At 71.2% G+C, this 22,148-nt stretch carries 2 protein-coding genes; both read left to right on the top strand.

Annotation, left to right across the window (positions count from 1 at the left end):
- The first annotated feature begins 217 nt into the window (after positions 1-217).
- Entirely contained in the window at positions 218-9,634 is a 9,417-nt protein-coding gene (locus AB0F41_RS11400; RefSeq protein ID WP_357422695.1) for an amino acid adenylation domain-containing protein, read from the top strand.
- A 213-nt stretch (positions 9,635-9,847) separates the two neighbouring features.
- On the top strand, positions 9,848-22,090 hold the full coding sequence (locus tag AB0F41_RS11395) for an amino acid adenylation domain-containing protein (RefSeq protein ID WP_357422694.1): 12,243 nt from the start codon (positions 9,848-9,850) through the stop codon (positions 22,088-22,090).
- Positions 22,091-22,148: the final 58 nt, after the last annotated feature.

Genomic DNA, 22,148 nt, shown 5'->3' with positions numbered 1-22,148 from the left:
GCGGCGTGGCAACGATGTAGCACCCGGAGACGATTCGGCGGGCGCGTGCCGGGAGTGGCAGACAGCGTCCGCCGGTTTCGTTCCCCGGGCGGCGACACTGGGCGCTCCCGATATGATGGCCAGACCGCGCTGGCCCCCGGTCGAGATGCCCCTTCGCCATACGGGCACGCAGGGGCGGCCGGGGTCCTGGCTCAACGCGAGAGGTGATTGCACTCGAATGGAAACTGCCCGTCGTTCTTCGCGTGGTAGCCGTCGGCGCCGCTCGGGCAGCCCGCTCTTCGGACAGCTGCTGACCGCCGCGGTCGAATCCGCCGCCTCCGAGGTGGCGATCCGTTACAACCCGACGGGCGAACCCGCCGACCAGCGGGAAATGACCTACCAGCAGCTCGACGAGGCCTCTTCGCAGCTCGCGCGCGATCTCATCGAACGCGGAATCGGTCCCGGCGATGTGGTGGCGATCGGTATCGCGCGCAGCCTGGAATCGGTGCTGGCCGTCTGGGCCATCGCGAAGACGGGCGCGGCCTACGTCCCCATCGACCCGAGCTACCCCGCCGACCGCATCGACCATATGGCCACCGACTCCGGTGCCGTGCTCGGTCTGACCACCTCGAAACACCGGTCCGCGCTCGGCCGGTCCCTGTACTGGGTGGAGCTCGACGATCCGGTGCAGGCCGAACGGATCGCCCAGCGGCCGAGCCACCCGATCTCCTACGCCGACCGGGTGCGCCTGCTCGACGAACGCCACCCGGCCTATGTGATCTACACCTCGGGGTCCACCGGTAAGCCCAAGGGCGTGATGGTCTCCCACAGCGGTCTGGCGATGGTGGTCGCGGCCGCCAACGAGTACTACGGGATCACCAGCGACTCCCGGGTGACCCATCTGTGCTCCCCGAACTTCGACGTCTCGATCCTGGAACTGCTGCTCACCTTCACCAGCGGCGCGACGCTGGTGATCGTGCCCGCCGGGGTGCTCGGCGGGCAGGAAGTGGCCGATCTGGCCCGTCGCGAGCGGGTCACCCATATGATCTCCACGCCCGCCGCCCTGGAATCCGTGGACCCCACCGGGCTCACCGATCTGGCGCTGGTGGTCGCCGTCGGCGATAAATTCGGCCCGGAGCTGGTCGGCCGCTGGGCGCGGGAACACGCGTTCATCAACTCCTACGGTCCCACCGAGGCCACCATCATCGCGACCAGCACCGGCGCGATGGACCCGGACGAGACGATCACCATCGGCACCCCGCTCAGCGGATTCGGTGTCTTCGTGCTGGACGCGCGATTGCGCCCGGTGCCCTCCGGTGTGGTGGGCGAACTGTATCTGGCGGGCCCGGCGCTGGCGCACGGCTACCTGAACCGTCCCTCACTCACCGCGGAACGGTTCGTCGCCGGGCCGTTCGGCGCCGACCTCGGTGCGCCGGGCACCCGCATGTATCGCACCGGTGATCTGGTGCGCCGGATCGACACCCCGCACGGGGAGCACATCGAATATCTCGGCCGCACCGATTTCCAGGTGAAGGTGCGCGGGTTCCGGATCGAACTCGGCGAGATCGACAACGCGCTCACCCGGCACCCCGGCCTCGACTACGCGGTGACCATGGGTAAGACGCTGCCGTCGGGGTCGACGGCGCTGGTGTCGTATGTGCTGCCGCAACGGGGCGCCACGGTCGGCGGCGAGGAGCTGTCCGCGTTCCTCGCCGAATCGCTGCCCTCCTATATGATCCCCGCCGCGTTCGTGGTGCTCGACGAGATCCCGTTGACCCCGGTCGGCAAACTCGATCGCGCGGCACTGCCCGAACCGGTCTTCGAAACGAGCGGTTCCCGCGCTCCGGCGGGCGAACTCGAAACCCGCCTGGCGGAACTGTTCGCGCAGGTCCTCGGGCTCGACGAGGTCGGCGCCGACGATCCGTTCTTCGCCCTCGGCGGCGACAGCATCCTGTCCATCCAGCTGGTATCGCGGGCCCGGAACGCGGGGATCCTGTTCACCCCGCAGGATGTGTTCGAGCACCGGACGGTCGCCGAACTCGCCAAGGTCGCGGTGGCCGGTGACGCCTCCACGGTGCAGCGGCTCACCGAACTCCCCGGCGGCGGCCTGGGTGAGGTACCGCTGACCCCGATCCTCGCCCAATACCTGGGCGAGGGTGTGCATCCCGGATTCGCGCAGAGTATGGCGCTGGCGCTGCCCGACGGCATCGATCGCGCCGGTCTCGCCGCGACGCTGGGCGCGGTGATGGACCGCCACGATATGTTGCGCGCGCGACTGGTCGCCGAGGACGGCGGGTACCGGCTCGAGGTGCCCGAATCACAGCCGACGGCGGCGGGCGCGATGGTCTCCGAGGTGGAGGTGCCCGCGGGCAGCAGCGCCACCGAGGTCACCGAGCTGGCCGGTGCCGCGATGAGTTCGACGGTGGCGCGACTGGACCCGGCGGGCGGCCGGATGGTCGCCGTGACCTGGCTGCGGCGCCCGGACGCGCGCGACGCGCTGCTCATCGCGGTCCACCACTATGTGGTGGACGGGGTGTCCTGGCGCATTCTGATCTCCGATCTGGTGCTGGCCTGGGCCCAGGTGTCGCAGGGTCTGCGCACCGAACTGCCCGCTGTCGGCACCTCGTTCCGGCGCTGGGCGCACGGTCTGGTGGAGGCCGCGACCGATACCGGGCGCGCCGGGGAGCTGCCCTACTGGCGCAAGGTCCTCGCCACCCCCGATCCGCTGATCGGTTCCCGCCCATTGGATCCCGCGGCCGACACCTACGCGACCGTGCGCCGGTTCGCGGTGGAGGTACCCGCCGATATCGCGGGCACGGTGCTCACCGAGGTTCCCGGGCTGTATCGCACCGGTGTGAACGATCCGCTGCTGGCGGCACTGGCCCTGGCGGTGCGCAACTGGCGCATCCGGCGCGGGGTGGACAGCGCGGTCACCCGGATCCGCCTGGAAGGGCACGGCCGGGAGGAATCCGTGCTGCCGGGGTCCGATATCACCCGCACCGTCGGCTGGTTCACCACCGCGTACCCGGTGGCCCTGGATCTCTCCGATATCGACCCGCGGGCCGCGCTGGCCGGTGGCAAATCGACCGCCGCGCTGCTGCGTTCGGTGAAGGAACAGCTCGTCGCGGTCCCCGAACGCGGTATCGGCTTCGGACTGTTGCGACACCTCGCCCCGGAAACCGGTGACGATCTCGGTGCCGGTGCGGTCGCCCAGATCGGCTTCAACTACCTCGGCCGGGTCTCCGCCGGTGATGTACCCGCCGGAATCGACGATACGGCGTGGCTGCCCACCGGTGACCTGGGCGAATTCGAGGCCGAATTCGATCGCGGGATGCCGGCGGGCATGGTGATCGATATCAACGCCATCGCCGCCGCCGGGGGCGGGATCAGCGTCGCCTTCGCCTACGCCTCCGCGTTGCTCGACGAGACCGCGGTCCGCGAACTGGCCGACGAGTGGCTCGCCGCCGTCACCGCGATCGCCCGCCACACCGAGGACCCGGAAGCGGGCGGCCTGACCCCGTCCGATCTGCCGCTGGTGCGGGTCGGGCAGGGGGAACTCGACACCTGGCGCGGCGCCTACCCCGGTCTGACGGAGGTGCTGCCGCTGTCGCCGCTGGGCGCCGGCTTGTTCTTCCACTCCCAGCTCACCGCCGGTGGACCCGACGACTACGTGATGCTGTTCGCCATCGAACTCGGCGGCGCCGTCGATCTGGAGCGGTTGCATACCGCCGCGCAGGGCCTGGTGGACCGGCATCCGGTGCTGCGCACCGCGTTCGTGACCGCCGCCGACGGCAGTCCGGTGCAGCTGGTCACCGAGCATGCCGAGGTGCCGTGGCGGGTGGTCGACAATGTCGGCGACTACGAAATGCCCGAACTGCTGGAAGCCGAGCGGCTCACCCGGTTCGAGGTCGGTACCGCGCCGCTGCTGCGGATCACGGTGTACCGGACGGTGTCCGGACGCACGCATTTCGCCCTGGCCGCCCACCATCTGCTGTTCGACGGCTGGTCGATGCCGATCCTGCTGAAGGATCTCCTCACCCTCTACGCGCTGCGCGGCGACCGGTCCGCGCTGCCGCCGGCTCCCGCCTACCGCGACTACCTCACCTGGCTGGCCCGCCAGGACGCGGAGGCCACCCGCGGCCGCTGGTCGGAGGTGCTGCTGGGCGCCCGGCCCACCGAACTCGCCGCGGTGCTCGCCGCGCCGGCCGAACCGGAAACCGGGGTCGGGGAACTCGATCTCGCGCTGAGCGAAACCGAGACGGCCGCGATGACCGCCTACGCGGCGGAAGCCGGGGTCACGGTGAACACCGTGGTCCAGGCGCTGTGGGCGCTGCTGCTGGCGAGCCTGACCGCCCGCGAGGACATCGTGTTCGGCGCGGTTGTCTCGGGCCGGCCGCCGGAACTGCGCGGGGTCGACGAGATCGCCGGTCTGTTCACCAACACCATTCCGGTGCGGGTGCGTTTCGAACCCGGCTGGACGGTGCGGGATCTGCTCACCCGTATCCAGTCCGAACAGGCCACCCTGCTCGAACACCACTACCTGGGACTCGCCGATATCTCGCCGGGCACGGCCGGATTGTTCGACACGTTGCTGGCCTACGAGTCCTATCCGGTGGACGCGGAGGGGTTGCGTGCCGCGGGCGGCGGTATCGACGGACTGGAGATCCTGGATCTCACCTCCCAGACCTTCACCCACTATCCGGTGACCCTCGTGGTGGAAGCGGCCGACCGGCTGCTGCTGCGGCTGTGGTACCGGCGCGATACCGTCGCCGAGACCGCCGCCCAGGCGCTGAGTGCGCTGCTGCACGCGCTGGTGGGTCAGTTGCTCGCGGTGCCCGCGGAGACGATGGCCCTGCCGGCTCCCGACTGGTGGCGCGCACCCGGCGCACTCGGCGGGCACGGTGAACTGCCCGCCGACCGGCCGCGTCCGGCCACACCCTCGCGGCGCAGCGGGCAGGTGTCGCGGCAGTTGGATGCCACGCTGCTCGACGCGCTGAACGCGCTGGCCCAGGACCGGGCCACCAACGCGTTCACCGTGGTCCAGGCGGGTCTGGCGACGCTGCTGGCCCGGCTTTCCGGCGCCCGGGATATCGCCGTGGGCGCGTTCACCGCGCACGATTCCGCCGCCGGCCTGGCCGTATTGCATACCGAGGTGGATCCGGCGCTGAGTTTCGACGCGTTGCTGAACGCCGCGCGGGAAGCACGCGGGGCGGCGCTGGGCACGATGGGGCGCGGCGGCGAACGGCTCGGATCGCTGATCGACACCGTGCGCACCGTCGCCGGGCAGCCGCCGTTCCGGGTGCTGCTGGCCGCCGACGAGGAGCCCGGCGATCTGCCCGGCACCCTGGATCTGCGGGTCGACCTGACCGATACCGGCTCCGGTCCGAAGCTGACCTTCACCTACGCCCGCGATCTGTACGACGCGGCGACCGTCGGCGATCACGCCGACCGGCTGATCCGCGTCCTCGCCGCGGTGGCCGCCGACCCCGGGGTCACCGTCGGCGATATCGATCTGCTCGCCCCCGGTGAACGCGAACTGGTACTGCGGGAATGGAACAGCACCGGGGCGTCGGTGCCCGCGGTGACGCTCGTCGACCTGATCGAGGCCCAGGCCCGGCTGCGGCCGCGGGCACCGGCGGTGCGTTTCGGCGACACCACCGTGACCTTCGAGGAACTGCTGGCCCGTTCGGCGCGGGTGGCGCGCGGGCTGATCGAGGCCGGGGCGGGACCGGAAACCCTGGTGGCGGTGGCGATGCCACGTACCGAGGAACTACCGGTCGCGCTGCTGGGCGTACTGCTGGCCGGAGCCGGGTATCTGCCGATCGATACGACCTACCCGCGGGCCCGGCTGGAATTCATCCTCTCCGACGCCCGCCCGGCCGCGATCCTCACCACCGGATCCGAACTGGACGCGGTACCCGCCGGGGAGACGCCGGTGGTGCTGATCGAGGACACCGCCCAGCACTCCCCGGCCCCGGTCGCCGATTCGGATCGGCGGGCGCCGCTGCGTCCCGGCAACCTGGCCTACGTCATCTACACCTCCGGGTCCACCGGCGTCCCGAAGGGCGTGGGCGTCGCGCACCGCAATGTGGTGGAACTGTTCGCCAACACCCAATTGCTGTTCGAATTCGACGACGCCGACGTCTGGACACTGTTCCACTCGTTCGCCTTCGACTTCTCGGTCTGGGAACTGTGGTGCGCGCTGGCCAGCGGTGGTTCGGTCGTGGTGGTCGACTACCTGACCTCCCGGTCGCCGGAACAGTTCCGGGAACTGCTGGTCCGCGAACAGGTGACGGTGCTCAACCAGACGCCGTCCGCCTTCTATCAGCTCGCCGAGGCCGACCGGGTCGCGCACGCCGCCGACTCCGCCGGCGCGCTGGCGCTGCGCTATGTGGTCTTCGGCGGCGAGGCACTGGATCTGCGCCAGCTGCGGCGCTGGTACGAGCGGCACGGCGGGCCCGCCGCCGGCGGAACCGAATCCCCGTGGCTGGTCAATATGTACGGCATCACCGAGACCACGGTGCATGTCTCGTTCCTCGCGCTGGACGAACAGCTCATCGACAACCCGGCCAGCGTGATCGGGCGGGCGCTGCCCGGCCTGGACGCCTTCGTCCTCGACGACCGGTTGCATCCCGCGCCCGTCGGGGTGCCGGGGGAGATCTATGTGGCCGGTGACCAGCTGACCCGCGGCTACCTGGATCGCCCGGGCCTGACCGCGACCCGGTTCGTGGCGAACCCGTTCGGCGCGCCCGGATCCCGGATGTACCGGTCCGGCGATATCGGCCGCTGGGCCGGATTCGGCGGCCGCGCCAATCTGGAGTACGCCGGTCGCGGGGACGCGCAGGTGCAGTTGCGCGGATTCCGGATCGAACTCGGCGAGATCGAGGCCGCGCTGCTGCGCTGCCCGGGTGTGGGCCAGGCGGTGGCGCTGGTGCGCGGTGACGGTGACGCCGGAGACCGGCTTCTCGGCTATGTGGTGCCGGCCGCCGACCAGGAGACGGCGCCGGACCCGGCGCGGCTGCGCGAACAGGTCGCGGAATTCCTCACCGACTACATGGTTCCCGACGCGGTGCTGGTGCTGGACGCACTGCCGCTGACCCCCAACGGAAAACTCGATCGCGCGGCGCTGCCCGATTCCGCGATCGTGAGCCAGGTGCCCTACACCGCGCCGGATGGCCGGGTGGAAACGGTGGTGGCCGAGGTCTTCGCCGATCTGCTCGGCGCCGACCGGGTCGGCGCGGACGACGATTTCTTCGCCCTCGGCGGTAACTCCCTGCTGGCGACCCGGGCGGTGGCGCGGATCAACGAAGCGTTGTCGGCCGATATCGCCGTGCGGGCGCTGTTCGAGACGCCGACCGTCGCGGCCCTGGCCGCAGGGGTGGTGCCCGGCGAAAGCCCGCAGATCCCGCGGCCCGTACTGGATCGCGCGGAACGCCCGGAGCGGATCCCGCTCTCGCCGGCCCAGCACCGGATGTGGTTGCTCAACCAGTTCGACCAGGAGTCGGCCGCCTACAACATCCCGCTGGCCATCGGTCTCACCGGCGCGCTGGACACCTCGGCGCTGCGCTACGCCATCTCCGATGTGCTGGAACGGCACGAGGCGCTGCGCACCCGGTACCCGGCGGGTCCGGACGGGCTGCCCTACCAGGAGATCCTGCCGGTGGCCCAGGTGCTGCGCGGTGGTCTCGAGGTGGCCGAAACCGAGGACGCGCTGAACCGGATCGGTGAACTGCTCGCCGCCGGGTTCGATGTCACCGCCCAGGCGCCGATCCGCGGCCTGCTGCTCACCACCGGCGCAGACGAACATGTGGTCGCGCTGGTCGTGCACCATATCGCCGCCGACGGCGCGTCGCTCGCCCCGCTGGCGCGTGATCTGATGACCGCGTATCTGGCGCGGGTCAGCGGTGAATCGCCGCGCTGGGCGCCGCTGCCGGTGCAGTACGCGGACTACGCGATCTGGCAGCGCGCGGTGGTCGGCGACGATTCCGACGAGAACTCCGTCGCGGCCCGGCAGCTGGACTACTGGCGCGGTCAGTTGCGGGGGTTGTCCGGGGAACTGGAACTGCCGCTGGACCGGCCCCGCCCGGCCCTGCCGTCGATGCGCGGCGGCGCCGTCGGGTTCGCGGTCGGCGCGGGTGTGCACCGGTCGCTGGACCAGCTGGCCCGCGATCGCGGCGCCACGCTGTTCATGGTGATGCACGCCGCGGTGAGCGTGCTGCTGCACCGGCTGACCGGGTCCGACGATATCGCTGTCGGCACGCCGATCGCGGGTCGCGGTGAGCGCGCCCTGGACAACCTGGTGGGTATGTTCGTCAACACCCTCGCCCTGCGCACCCGGGTGCGGCCGGCGCTCACCTTCACCGAACTGCTCGACGCCACCCGCGAGACGGATCTGTCCGCGTTCGCCAACGCCGATATCCCGTTCGACCGGGTCGTGGAGGTGGTGGCGCCGGGCCGGGCCACCGCGCACAATCCGCTGTTCGGTGTGGTGCTGTCGTTCCAGAACAATGAGCAGGCCACGCTGAAACTGCCGGGACTCACGGTGCGCGGACTCGGTCAGGGCACCCTCGCGGCCAAATTCGATCTGCAGATCGATATCGACCCGGGCCGCGAAGCGGACGGGACTCCCGGTGAACTGCAGGCCGCATTGACCTACGCCACCGATCTGTTCGACGAGGAGACGGCCCGCTCGTTCGGGCGGCGGCTGGAACGAATCCTCGCCGCCGTCGCCGCGGATCCGCGGGTCCCGGTGGGCGATATCGATATCCTCGACGAGGCCGAACGTCACCGGCCCGCCGCGACCGCCGAACCGACGACCCCGGCCGCCACCGCGGGTACCGCGCTCGCCCAGACACTGAGCGCGTCCGTGGAGGACGATCCCGACGGCCCGGCGGTGGTGTGGGGCGAGGAACTACTCACCTACCAGGAGCTGGACGCCAGGTCGTCGCGGCTGGCCCGGGTGCTGATCGCCCGGGGCTGCGGGCCGGGCACCGGTGTGGTGACCGCGCTGGAGCGCGGTACCGATTCGGTGATCGCCACCTGGGCCGTGCTCAAGGCAGGTGCGGCGCTGGTTCCGGCCGACGCCGTGGACACCGATGCCGTGGCCGACCTGGTGGTGGAGACCGGTGTGGCCGCCGGGCCCGCGCCCGCGGTGCCGGGCGTGAAATGGCTGGTCCTCGACGATCCGGCGGTGACCGCCGAAATCGCGGCCGAATCGCCGCGACCGGTGACCTACGCGCACCGGGTGCGGCCGCTGCGCGGGACGGATCCGGTCGCGGTGGACGCCGCCGGCTGGCGGACGGGTTACGACCAGCTGGCCGCGGCGGTCGCGCAGGTGCATACCGCCGCGGACCTCAGCTACGAATCCCGGACCTATCGCTACGGTCGCGGCGACGATCCCGCCGCGGTGCTCGAGATCGTGGCGGCGGGCGCCGCGGGCGCCTCGGTGGTGCTGACTCCCGGCGAACCGGGGACCACCACCCCCGCGGGTGAATGGGTGACCCACCTGTGGACCGGCGGCGCCGGGCTGAGCGCGCTCGACCCGGACGCGCTGGAGGATCTCACCGCGCTGATCCTGGACGCGGAGGAGGATCCCGGCGCGGCCTGGTCCGGGATCGAAACAGTGCTGGATCTGCCCACACTGCTGGGCCGATAGGGGTCCGGGGCGGCCGGTAACGGCCGTCCGGGATCGGACCGATGCAATGATAGCGACGCGAGCGAACAACACAGCGAGCGTGAACACGACGCGAGTACCGCGGCGGCGCTGTGCCGCGCCGGGTGCGCCGCGGTGGCGACGAGGCAGACGAGGCAGGTAGATGGGTTCGGTAGTCGGACAGCGGTGTGAGCACGTTCAGGGTGTGAGGCAGGTATGACCCGCCCCGCACGTACCCGGCCCACCCGCACCCGACGGCCCCGGCTCACCGCGCTGCCGCAGCTCATGGCCACCGCGGTGGAAACGAATCCGACCGGTATCGCGGTCGTGCACGCCGACGCCGGCGCCACCCTCGCGACCCTCACCTACGCCGAACTCGACGAACGTTCCAATCGGCTGGCCCGGCTGCTCATCGCCCGGGGCATCGGGCCCGAGGACCTGGTCGCCATCGGTATCCCGCGCTCGGCGGATTCGGTGGTGGCGGTGTGGGCGGTCGCCAAGACCGGCGCCGGGTATGTCCCGGTGGACCCGAACTACCCGATCGACCGGGTACGCCATATGGTCACCGACTCCGGCGCGGTGTTCGGGCTGTCGGCGGGCGAGGCCGCCGCCGGCCTGCCCGAGCAGGTGCAGTGGCTGCGGCTCGATTCCGCCGAGACCGCCGAGCGGCTGGCCGCCGAATCCGCCGATCCGGTGACCTTCGCCGACCGGGTGCGCCCGCTGCGCGCCGAACACCCCGCCTACGTGATCTACACGTCCGGTTCCACCGGAACCCCCAAGGGTGTGGTGGTCACCCAGGCCGGGCTGGCCGGATTCTGTGCCGAGCAGCACGACCGGTACCGGGTCGACACCTCCTCCCGGACCCTGCATTTCGCCTCACCGTCGTTCGACGCGTCGGTCCTGGAACTGCTGCTGGCATTGGGCGGCGCGGCGACCATGGTGGTGTCCTCGCCCACCGTGTACGGCGGTGACGAACTGGCCGCGCTGTTGCGCCGCGAGCGGGTGACCCATGCCTTCATCACCCCGGCCGCGCTGGCCTCCCTCGATCCGGCGAACCTGGACGACCTGCGGGTCGTGGTGGCCGGCGGCGAGGCCTGCCCGCCGGACCTGGTGCGCCGCTGGGCCGGAACCCTCGCCGACGGCCGGCCGCGCGAGTTCTACAACGGTTACGGTCCCACCGAGACCACCATCATGACCAATATCAGCGATCCGCTGGCTCCCGGCGATACGGTGGTCATCGGTGCGCCGACCCGGGGTATCACCGAATACGTGCTGGACGAACGGCTTTCGCCGGTGCCGAACGGCGTTGTGGGGGAGTTGTACATCACCGGCGCGCAACTGGCCCGCGGCTATCACGCCCGCCCCGGCCTGACCGCCGCGCGGTTCGTGGCCGACCCCTTCGGTGACGACGCCTCCCGGCTGTACCGCACGGGCGATCTGGTGCGCCGGCTGCCCGACGGGGCGCTGGAATATCTGGGCCGCAACGACTTCCAGGTGAAGATCCGCGGTTTCCGGATCGAGCTCGGCGAGATCGACGCGGTGCTGGCGAGCCACGAGTCCGTGGATTTCGCGGTCACGGTGGGGCACGACGTCGACAGCGGCGCCACGGTATTGGCGGCCTACGTCCACGCCGCGGACGGGTGCACGGTCGATACCGAGGAACTGCTCGCGCTGGCGGCGAGCCGGCTGCCCGCGCATATGGTCCCGGCCGGTGTCACCGTGCTGGACGAGATCCCGCTGACCCCGGTCGGCAAGCTGGACCGCGGGGCGTTACCGGCCCCGCAGCTGCGGACCAGGACCTACCGGGCGCCGGAGACAGCCCTGGAGAAGCGGGTGGCCGAGGTGTTCGGCGATCTGCTGAACCCCGCCGACCCGATCGGTGCCGACGACGACTTCTTCGAACTGGGCGGTAATTCGCTCATCGCCACCCAGGTCGCGGGGCGGCTCGGTGCGGCGGTGGACGCCCGGGTGCCGGCGCGGATGATCTTCGAGGCGTCCACCGTCGCTTCGCTGGCGGCCCGGCTGGCCGAGCTGAGCGGTACCGGCGGACGTCCGGCCCTGCTCGCGAAGGAACGCCCGGACAGCATCCCGCTCTCCCCGGCTCAGCAGCGGATGTGGTTCCTGAACCGGTTCGACCCGGCGTCGGCGGCCAACAACATTCCCTTCGCGGTGCGGTTGTCCGGTGAGCTGGACGTCGCGGCGCTGCAGGCGGCGCTCACCGATGTGCTGCGGCGGCACGAATCGCTGCGCACCGTGTACCCGGAGGTCGACGGGTCCGGGCATCAGGTGGTGCTGCCCGCCGAGCGGGTCGCCCCGGAACTCACCCCGCGGCCGATCGCGGCGGACGAGGTCGAAACCTGGATCGTCGGGCAGGCGCTCACCGGATTCGATGTGGCGGCCGCGGTTCCGCTGCGGATCGCACTGGCCCGTATCGAGGGCGCCGAACCCGCCTATGTGCTCTCGGTGGTGGTGCACCACATCGCCGCCGACGGTTCGTCGATCGGTCCGCTGGTGCGCGATCTGATGACCGCCTATCTGGCCCGGACGTCCGGAGAGGCACCCGAATGGGCGCCGCTGCCGGTGCAGTACGCCGATTACACCCTGTGGCAGCGGGCCGTGCTCGGCGACGAGGACGACCCGCGTTCGGTGGCCGCCGCGCAACTGGCCTACTGGCGAGAGCGGCTCGCCGGTATCCCGGACCGCCTCGACCTCCCCGCGGACCGTCCCCGGCCCGCGGTGGCCTCCGGTGCCGGTGCGATCCACGGGTTCGAGGTGGATGCCGCGACCGGCGCCCGGCTCGAAGAACTCGCCCTGGCCTCGGGCGCCTCGGTGTTCATGGTGGTGCACGCGGCGCTGGCGGTGCTGCTGGCGCGACTGTCCGCGACCACCGATATCACCATCGGCACCCCGGTCGCGGGCCGCGGCGAACGCGAACTCGACGATCTGATCGGCATGTTCGTCAATACTCTGGTACTTCGCACCGAGGTCGACCCGGGGCGCGGGTTCGCGGATCTGCTGGCGGGGGTGCGCGAATCGGACCTCGCCGCGTTCACCCACGCCGATCTGCCGTTCGAGCGGCTGGTGGAGGCCCTGGACCCGGTGCGGTCGCAGGCGCATCACCCGCTGTTCCAGGTGGCGCTGTTCTACCAGAATATGGAGACCCCGGCGCTGGAACTGCCCGGGCTGTCCGTGCAGGGGGTCGAATTCGACGGCGCGGTGGCGAAATTCGATCTGCAACTCTCGATCGGTCCGCGCGACGACGGTGGTCTCGGTGCCATGTTCACCTATGCCACGGAGCTCTTCGACCGCGCGACGGTGGCGGAATTCGCCGACCGGCTGCTGCGCGTGCTGGACGCGGTCGTCACCGACCCGGACCGGCCGGTCGGCGAGATCGAAATTCTCGCCGCGCCCGAACGTCTGCGGATCCTGCGGGAATGGAACGACACCGCGCACCCGCTTCCGGCGGAACTGCTGCTCGACGGTTATCGTCGCGCGGCCGCCGCGTATCCCGGCGCGGTGGCGGTGGTCTACGAATCCGAACGCCTCACGTACGCGGAGTTCGACGCGCGTGTCAACCGGCTGGCCCGGCTGCTGATCGAGCGCGGCGTGGGTCCGGAAGTGCTGGTGGGGCTGGCGATCCGGCGGTCGCTCGATCTGGTCGTGGGTATGTACGCGATCGTGGCCGCGGGTGGCGCGTACGTCCCGCTCGATCCGGACCACCCCGCCGACCGTATCGCCCATGTGCTGGATACCGCCCGCCCGCTCGCGGTGCTCAGCACCACCGGCGCCGCCACCGGGCTGCCGTCGGACGCGCCGGTGCTGAACCTGGACGAACTCGATACCGCGCAATACGAATCCGGGCCGATCAGTCCGGCGGAACTGCCTATCCCGGTCCGTCCGTACCACCCGGCCTACGTCATCTTCACCTCCGGTTCCACCGGCCGGCCCAAGGGTGTCGCCGTCCCGCATGCCGCCATCGCCAACCAGATCGCCTGGATGCTGCACGAGTACCCGATGGGTCCCGGCGATGTGTACCTGCAGAAAACGGCGACCACCTTCGATGTCTCGCTGTGGGGCTATTTCATGCCGCTGCGGTCGGGTTCGGCCCTGGTGGTCGCCACCCCGGACGGGCATCGCGATCCGGTGTACGTGGCCGAGGCCATCGCGGAGCACGGGGTCACGGTCACCGATTTCGTCCCGTCCATGCTCACCGTTTTCGCCGCGCACACCACGCCCGGCAGCTGCCCGACCCTGCGCGATATCTTCGTGATCGGGGAGGCGCTGCCGCCGGAGACGGTGGCCGCGGTGCGCACCGTCACCGGTGCGGCGGTCCACAATCTGTACGGGCCCACCGAGGCCGCGGTATCCATCACCTACTGGCCGGCGGAGCAGTCGCTGGACCGTTCGGTTCCGATCGGCCTGCCGCAGTGGAACAGCCGGGTCTACGTTCTCGACGGCCGGTTGCGCCCGGTGCCGGTGGGTGTGCCCGGCGAACTCTATCTGGCCGGTGACCAGCTCGCCCGCGGCTACACCCGGCGGCCCGACCTGACCTCCGACCGGTTCGTCGCCGACCCGTTCGATACCGGCCGCCGGATGTATCGCACCGGCGATCTGGTGACCTGGCGCGTCCATCCGGATACCGGCTCGGTGGTGCTGGACTATCAGGGGCGCACCGATTTCCAGGTGAAGTTCCGCGGTCAGCGGATCGAATTGGGTGAGATCGAGACCGCCCTGCTGGCCGAACCCGTGGTGAGCCAGGCGGTGGCGCTGGTGACGGCCTCCGATCTCGGTGACCAGCTGGTCGCCTATGTGGTGCCCGCACCCGGCGCGACCATCGACACCACCGCCGTCCGCGCCGGTCTCGGGGACGTGCTGCCCGCGTACATGGTTCCGGCCGCCCTGGTGGTGCTGGACGCCTTCCCGCTCAACCCCAGCGGGAAACTGGACCGTAAGGCGCTGCCCGCGCCGGAATTCGCCGGACGGGACTTCCGGGCCCCGGCCACCCCGGTGGAGGAGATCGTCGCGGGCGTGTTCGGCGAGGTGCTGGGCGTCGCCCGGGTCGGCGCCGACGACGACTTCTTCGCGCTCGGTGGTAATTCACTGGTCGCCACCCGGGCCGTGGCCCGGCTGGGTGCGGCCATCGGGGCGACGGTTCCGGTGCGCGCACTGTTCGAATCGCCGACGGTCACCGCGCTGGCGGCGGTGGTGGAATCGCAGATCCACGACGGTCGCGGGATCACGCTCACCGGTATCGAGCGCCCCGAAACGCTGCCGCTGTCGCTGGCCCAGCAGCGGATGTGGTTCCTCAACCGGTTCGATCAAGGGGAGGACGCGGCCGCCGCCGCGGGCTCGGCCGCCTACAACCTGCCGTTCGCGCTGCGGCTCACCGGCAGTCTGGATATCGCGGCGCTGGGGGAGGCGCTGCACGATGTCGCGGCCCGGCACGAGGTGCTGCGCACCGTCTACCCCGAAACCGGTGACGGGCCGGTGCAACTGGTACTGCCCGCCGGGCGGGTACGGCTGGACACCGCCGCGCATCGGGTGGAAGCGGCCCGGGTGCCCGCGGAGGTGTACACCCTGGCCGCCGCTGCGTTCGATGTCACCGAACAGGTTCCGGTCCGGGTACGGCTGCTCGAGATCGCCGATATCCCGGCGGGTTCGGACCCCGAATACGTGCTCGCGGTGGTGGTGCACCATATCGCCGCCGACGCCTCCTCGATGGCGCCGCTGGTGCGTGACGTGATGGTCGCCTACGCGGCGCGCAGCGCCGGCTCGGCCCCGGAATGGGCGCCGCTGCCGGTGCAGTACGCCGACTACGCGCTGTGGCAGCGCGCGGTGCTCGGGTCCGACGATGATCCGGATTCGGTGGCCGCCCGTCAGATCGGTTACTGGCGCGAAACGCTCGCCGGGTTGCCGGATGTGCTGGAACTGCCCACCGACCGGCCCCGGCCGGCGGTCGCGTCGATGGCGGGCGACCGGGTCGCGGTGGCGATCGACGCCGAGACCCATACCGCGCTGCTACGGCTGGCCCGCGCGCACAACGCCACTCTGTTCATGGTGGTGCACACCGCGTTCGCGGTGCTGCTCGCGCGGCTGTCGGGGTCCGACGATATCGCCGTCGGCACGCCGGTGGCCGGGCGCGGGGAACGCGAACTCGACGATCTGATCGGCATGTTCGTCAATACGGTGGTGTTCCGCAGCCGGATCGAGCGCGGGGAGACCTTCGCCGCGCTGCTGGAACGGCAGCGGGTCGCCGATCTGGCCGCCTTCGGCCACGCGGATATCCCGTTCGAGCGGCTGGTGGAGGCGCTGAACCCGCCCCGGTCGACCGCCCATCACCCGCTGTTCCAGGTGGGGCTGTCGTTCCAGAACGTGGCCCGCGAAGCGCTGGAACTGCCGGGGTTGTCGGTGGCACCGGTCGACGCGGAACTGCGGGTCTCCCAGTTCGACCTGCATCTCATCGTCGGCGACGGTTACGACGCGGCGGGCGAACCGGCCGGAATCGGCGGGTTCCTCACCTACGCCACCGACCTCTTCGACGCCGCCACCGTCGAAACACTGGTGACGCGCCTGCACCGGTTGCTGAGTGCCCTCGTCGCCGATCCGGCCGCCGTGGTCGGCGATATCGATCTGCTCGATACGGCCGAACGGCACGAGCTGCTGGTGGGTCGCAACGCCACCGAGCACGCCGTCGACACCCCGGACACCCTGGCCGGTTTCCTGGATCGCGCGTTCGCGGCCCGGCCCGACGCCCCGGCCCTGGTCACCGACGACGGCACCCGGATCGGTTATGCGGAACTGGGTGCCCGGGTGCGCCGGCTGGCCCGGCGGCTGATCGCGCAGGGGGTGGGCCCCGAGGACCGGGTCGCGCTGGCCATGCGGCGCTCGGCCGACCTGGTGGTCGGTATGTACGCCGTCACCGCCGCCGGCGGCGCGTATGTACCGGTGGACCCGGACCAGCCCGCGGAGCGGATCGACTACATCCTGGAGACCGCCGCACCGGTCGCGGTGCTCACCGATACCGCCACCGGCTTCGTCACCGGGGTGGCTCCGGTGCTCACCGTGGACGATCCGGACGACGCTGCCGGGCCGGACGACGGTGACGCCCCGATCACCGACCGTGACCGTGTGCGCGCGCTGCGGCCGCACAACACCGCCTACGTGATCTTCACCTCCGGGTCCACCGGCCGCCCGAAGGGTGTCGCGGTCCCGCATTCGGCCATCGTGAACCAGCTGGCCTGGAAGACGGCCGAATTCGGGCTGCATTCGGTGGATACGTTCCTGCTCAAGACCGCCGCCACCTTCGACCTGTCGGTCTGGGAGTTCTGGTCCGGGGTGGCCTGCGCGGGCACGCTGGTGATCGCCGCGCCGGACGGACACCGCGACCCGGTGTACCTCGACGACCTCATGCGGCGGACGGGGGTCACCACCCTGCACGTGGTGCCGTCGATGCTCGACGCCCTCGCCGCCGACGGCACCCCGGAATCGCTGCGGCGGATCCTGGCCATCGGTGAGGCCCTGCCCGCGGCCACCGCGCAGCGGGTGCTCGCCGACCGCCCGGATACCGCGCTGTACAACCTGTACGGCCCCACCGAGGCCGCGGTATCGATCACCGTGCACCGGGTCACCGCCGCGGACGAACTCGGTGTGGCGATCGGGGTGCCCGAATGGAACAGCCGGGTGGAGGTACTGGATCCGCGCCTGAACCCGGTACCGCCGGGGGTGACCGGCGAGCTGTATCTGGCGGGTGCGCAGCTGGCGCGCGGGTACTTCGGCCGCCCCGAGCTCACCGCGGAACGGTTCGTCGCCGATCCGCTCACCCCCGGCGAACGTATATACCGCACCGGCGATCTGGCCGCCTGGAACGCGGCCGGTGAACTGGAGTACCGCGGCCGCACCGATTTCCAGGTGAAGGTCCGCGGGTTCCGGATCGAACCGGCCGAGATCGAGGCGGCGCTGCTGGCGTCGCCGGATATCGCGCGCGCCGCGGTGGTGGCGGTCGCCGATCCCCATGCCGGGGAGCGGCTGGTGGCCTATCTGGTCGCCGCGGAGGTGGACGGGACGCACGCCGCGATCGATACCGCCGCCGTGCGGACCGCGCTCACCCGGGCGCTGCCCTCCTACATGGTTCCCGCCGCCTTCGTCGTGCTCGACGCTTTGCCGTTGAACAGCAACGGCAAACTCGACCGGAAAGCCCTGCCGGAACCGGAGTTCGCCGCCCGCGGCTTCCGGGCGCCGAGCACACCGGTCGAGGAACTGGTCGCCGGTGTGTTCGCCGAGGTGCTGGGCGCCCCGAAGGTCGGCGCCGATGACGATTTCTTCGAACTCGGCGGAAACTCGTTGCTGGCCACCCGGATCGTGGCCCGGCTGGGCGCCGCGCTGGACACCCGGCTGCCGGTGCGGACCCTGTTCGAGGCCACCACGGTGAGCGCCCTGGCCGCCCGCGCACAGTCCCAGGCCGGGCAGGGCGGACGGCCGCCGCTGGTCGCCGGGCCCCGGCCCGACCCCGTCCCGCTGTCGCTGGCCCAGCAGCGGATGTGGTTCCTCAACCAATTCGACACCGGTTCGGCCGTATACAACATCCCGGTGGTCATCCGGCTCACCGGCGACCTCGACACCGGTGCGCTGCGCGACGCGGTGGCAGATCTGGTGCGCCGCCACGAGATCCTGCGCACCACCTATCCGCAGACCGCCGGCGGTCCGGTACAGCGGATCGCCGCGGCCGTCCCGGTGGAGCTGCCGGCGCTGGCCGTGAACGAGACGGTACTGCCGGGGGCGGTGTGGTCGGCGGTATCCGAGGGCTTCGACGTCACCCGGGAGCTGCCGTTCCGGGTGCGGTTGCTGAGCCTGGCGCCCGACGACCACGTGCTGGTCTTCGTCGCCCATCACATCAGCACCGACGGCTGGTCCATGGGTCCGCTGACCCGCGACCTCATCACCGCCTACGCCGCCCGCCGCGGTGGCGCGGCCCCGGCCTGGGCGCCGCTGCCGGTGCAGTACGCCGACTTCAGCGTCTGGCAGCGGGCCCTGCTCGGCGACGAGGCCGATCCGGGCAGCGTGCTCAGCGTGCAGTCCCGGTACTGGCGCGACACCCTGGCGGGTCTGCCCGAGGAACTGCCGCTGCCCGCCGACCGCCCCCGGCCCGCCGCCGCGTCCTACCGCGGCGAAACCCTCGCCTGTGAGATCGGCGCGGATCTGCGGTCGCGGCTGGAAGCGGTGGCCGCACAGCACAACGCCACCCCGTTCATGGTGGTGCACGCGGCGCTGGCACTGTTGCTCGCGCGGCTGTCCGGGACCCGGGATATCGCCATCGGCACCCCGGTGGCCGGGCGCGGTGAGGCCGAACTCGACGATCTGATCGGCATGTTCGTCAATACGCTGGTGCTGCGTACCGAAGTCGATCCGGGGGAGAACTTCTCCGGGCTGCTCGAACGCACCCGGGCCACCGATCTGGGCGCCTTCGGCCACGCCGATCTGCCGTTCGAGCAGTTGGTGGAACTCCTCGACCCGGTCCGGTCGGCGGCCCGGCACCCGCTCTTCCAGGTGATGCTGACCTTCCAGAACCTGGGCAGCACCGATCTGGAACTGCCGGGGCTCACCGTCTCCGGTTTCGATTCCGGAGAACCGCCGGCGAAGTTCGATCTGCAGGTCACCATTGCCGAGGCGGCCGCCGAAGGGCCGATGACGGCCCTGTTCACCTATGCCACCGACCTTTTCGACGCCGCCACCGTGCGCGGTATCGCGGATCGGTTCGTGCGGCTGCTCACCGCGGTCGCCACCGACCCGGCGACGGTCACCGGCGATATCGATCTGCTCGCGCCCGGCGAGGCCGACCAGGTGTTGCGCGCCTGGAACATCCGCGGCGCCTGGGTGCCGGGCGCCACCCTGCCCGATCTGATCGCCGAACAGCTCTGGCGGCAACCGGACGCCACCGCGATCCGCGCCGGTGACACCACCCTGACCTACGCCGAACTGCACCGCCGGGCCAACCGGGTGGCGCGGGCGCTGATCGCCCGCGGTGCCGGTCCGGAATCGCTGGTGGCGGTGGCGGTCGGACGCGACGCCGAGCTGCCGGTCGCGCTGCTCGGTGCGCTGCTGTCCGGCGCGGCCTATCTGCCGGTGGACACCGGATATCCATCCGAGCGCCTGGAATTCGTCCTCGCCGACGCGGCACCGGTCTGCCTGCTGACCACCGCGGCCGAACAGGGTGCCGTCCCGTCCGGCGACCTGCCGGTGGTGCTGCTCTCCGAGACCGGGGACTTCGCCGATCACCCGGTGCGCGACGCCGACCGCCGGGCGCCGCTGCGCCCCGACGGCCTCGCCTACGTCATCTACACCTCCGGCTCCACGGGCGTGCCCAAGGGTGTGGGGGTGGCACACCGCAATGTGGTGGAACTGTTCGCCAACACCCAGCCGCTCTTCGAGTTCGGCGCCGACGATGTGTGGACGCTGTTCCACTCCTACGCGTTCGATTTCTCGGTGTGGGAACTGTGGGCGGCGCTGGCGACCGGCGGTTCGGTGGTGGTGGTCGACTATCCGACCTCACGCTCCCCGGAACAGTTCCGCGAGTTGCTGATCCGGGAGCGGGTCACCGTACTCGACCAGACCCCGTCGGCGTTCTATCAGCTCGAAGCCGCCGACCGTGAGGCCGCGCCGGCCGAATTCGCCTTGCGCTACGTGATCTTCGGTGGTGAAGCGCTGGATCCCCGTAAGCTGGCGCGCTGGTTCGACCGGCATCCGGCCGGGGCGCCGCGCCTGGTGAACATGTACGGCATCACCGAGACCACCGTGCACGTCTCCTTCCTGGAAGTGGACGAGACCGCGACCGCCGAGAGCGCCAGCGGAATCGGGCGGGCGCTGCCCGGGCTGAACGCCTATGTGCTGGACGACCGGCTGCGGCCCGCTCCGGTGGGAGTGCCCGGCGAGCTGTACATCTCCGGTGCGCAACTGTCCCGCGGGTATCTGGGCCGGCCGGGCCTCACCGCGACCCGGTTCGTCGCGAATCCCAACGGCGCACCGGGATCCCGGCTGTACCGCACCGGCGATCTGGGCCGGTGGTCGCCGCGGCCGGAGCGGTCCGGGCTGGAATACTCGGGTCGCGGCGATCAGCAGGTGCAGTTGCGCGGTTTCCGGATCGAGCTGGGTGAGATCGAGGCGGCGCTGCTGCGCTGTGCGGGCGTCGATCAGGCCGTGGTCACGGTGCGGACCGGCGAGGCGGGCGACCGGCTCATCGGATACGTCGTACCCGCCGCGGCCGCCCGGCTCGATCCAGCGGAGATCCGGGACGCGGTCGCGAAATTCCTGACCGGCTATATGGTTCCCGACGCCGTCGTGGTGCTAGACGCGTTGCCGCTCACCCCGAACGGCAAACTCGATCGCGCGGCGCTACCGACGCCGGCGGTCATCGGAAGCGCGGCCGCCCGCGCGCCGGAGACGCCGATGGAACAACTGGTGGCCGCGACCTTCGCGGAACTGCTGGGCGCGGACGAGGTGGGCGCCGGCGACGATTTCTTCGGTCTCGGCGGCAATTCGCTGCTGGCCACCCGCGCGGTCGCGGCACTGCGTGAGCAGACCGGGATACCGGTGGCGGTGCAGTGGTTCTTCGGCGACGCGACCGTGGCCGGGCTCGCGGCCCGGCTCGGCGGCGACGCGGAGCCCACCGCCGCCGAAGCCGGTCTGGGCGTGCTGCTGCCCATCCGTGGAACCGGTACCGCCGCACCACTGTTCGCCATCCACCCGATGTACGGCCTGGCCTGGTGCTATGCCGGGCTGGCCGGGGAACTCCCGGCCGGGCAGCCGATCTACGGTGTGCAGTCGCCCGCGCTCACCGAAGCGGATTACGCACCCGATTCGCTTGACCAGGTGGCCGCCCGCTATCTGGCCGAGATCCGGCGCGTCCAGCCCGAGGGGCCCTACCGGCTGCTCGGCTGGTCGCTGGGCGGGGTGCTGGCGCACGCGATCGCGACCGCACTGCAGCAGTCCGGGCAGACCGTCGAACTGCTGGCGCTGCTGGACAGCCATCCCGACCCCGATACCGCCGGGTTCGAGGACGCGGTGCGGCAGGCGCTCGGTGAACTCGGCATCGGCGCCGAAATCCTCGGTGCCGGCGCCGATATCCGCGATCTCGGGGACGAGGCGCTGGCCCGGCTGCACGCGCTCATTCCGCCCGATCTCGTGGGTATGACCCCGCAGCGGTTGCGGCAGGTGTACCGGGTGGCGGTGCGTTCGGCCGAGCTGATCGCCGGGTACCGGCCCGGTGTCTTCCACGGCGCGGTGGACTACTTCGGCGCCGTGGTCCCGACCCCCGGCCCCGGCGGGCCCGCCCCCCGGGCGCAGGACTGGCAGCCCTACGTCTCCGGTGCGGTCACCGAGTATCCGGTACCCGTCTCGCATGCCGAGATGACGTCGCCGGAGGCGCTGTCGATCATCGGCCCGTGGCTGGCCGAGCGGTTGGAATAGGGCCGCCCCGGCGTCGGCCCGGCTGCCGCGGACCGGGCGAAACGGGCATCCAGCGGCA

The sequence above is a fragment of the Nocardia sp. NPDC024068 genome (assembly GCF_040638875.1).
In the GTDB taxonomy this organism is placed as follows: Bacteria; Actinomycetota; Actinomycetes; order Mycobacteriales; family Mycobacteriaceae; genus Nocardia.
Note: the sequence above shows the minus strand (reverse complement) of the source record. Positions and strands in the feature narration are given on the sequence as shown.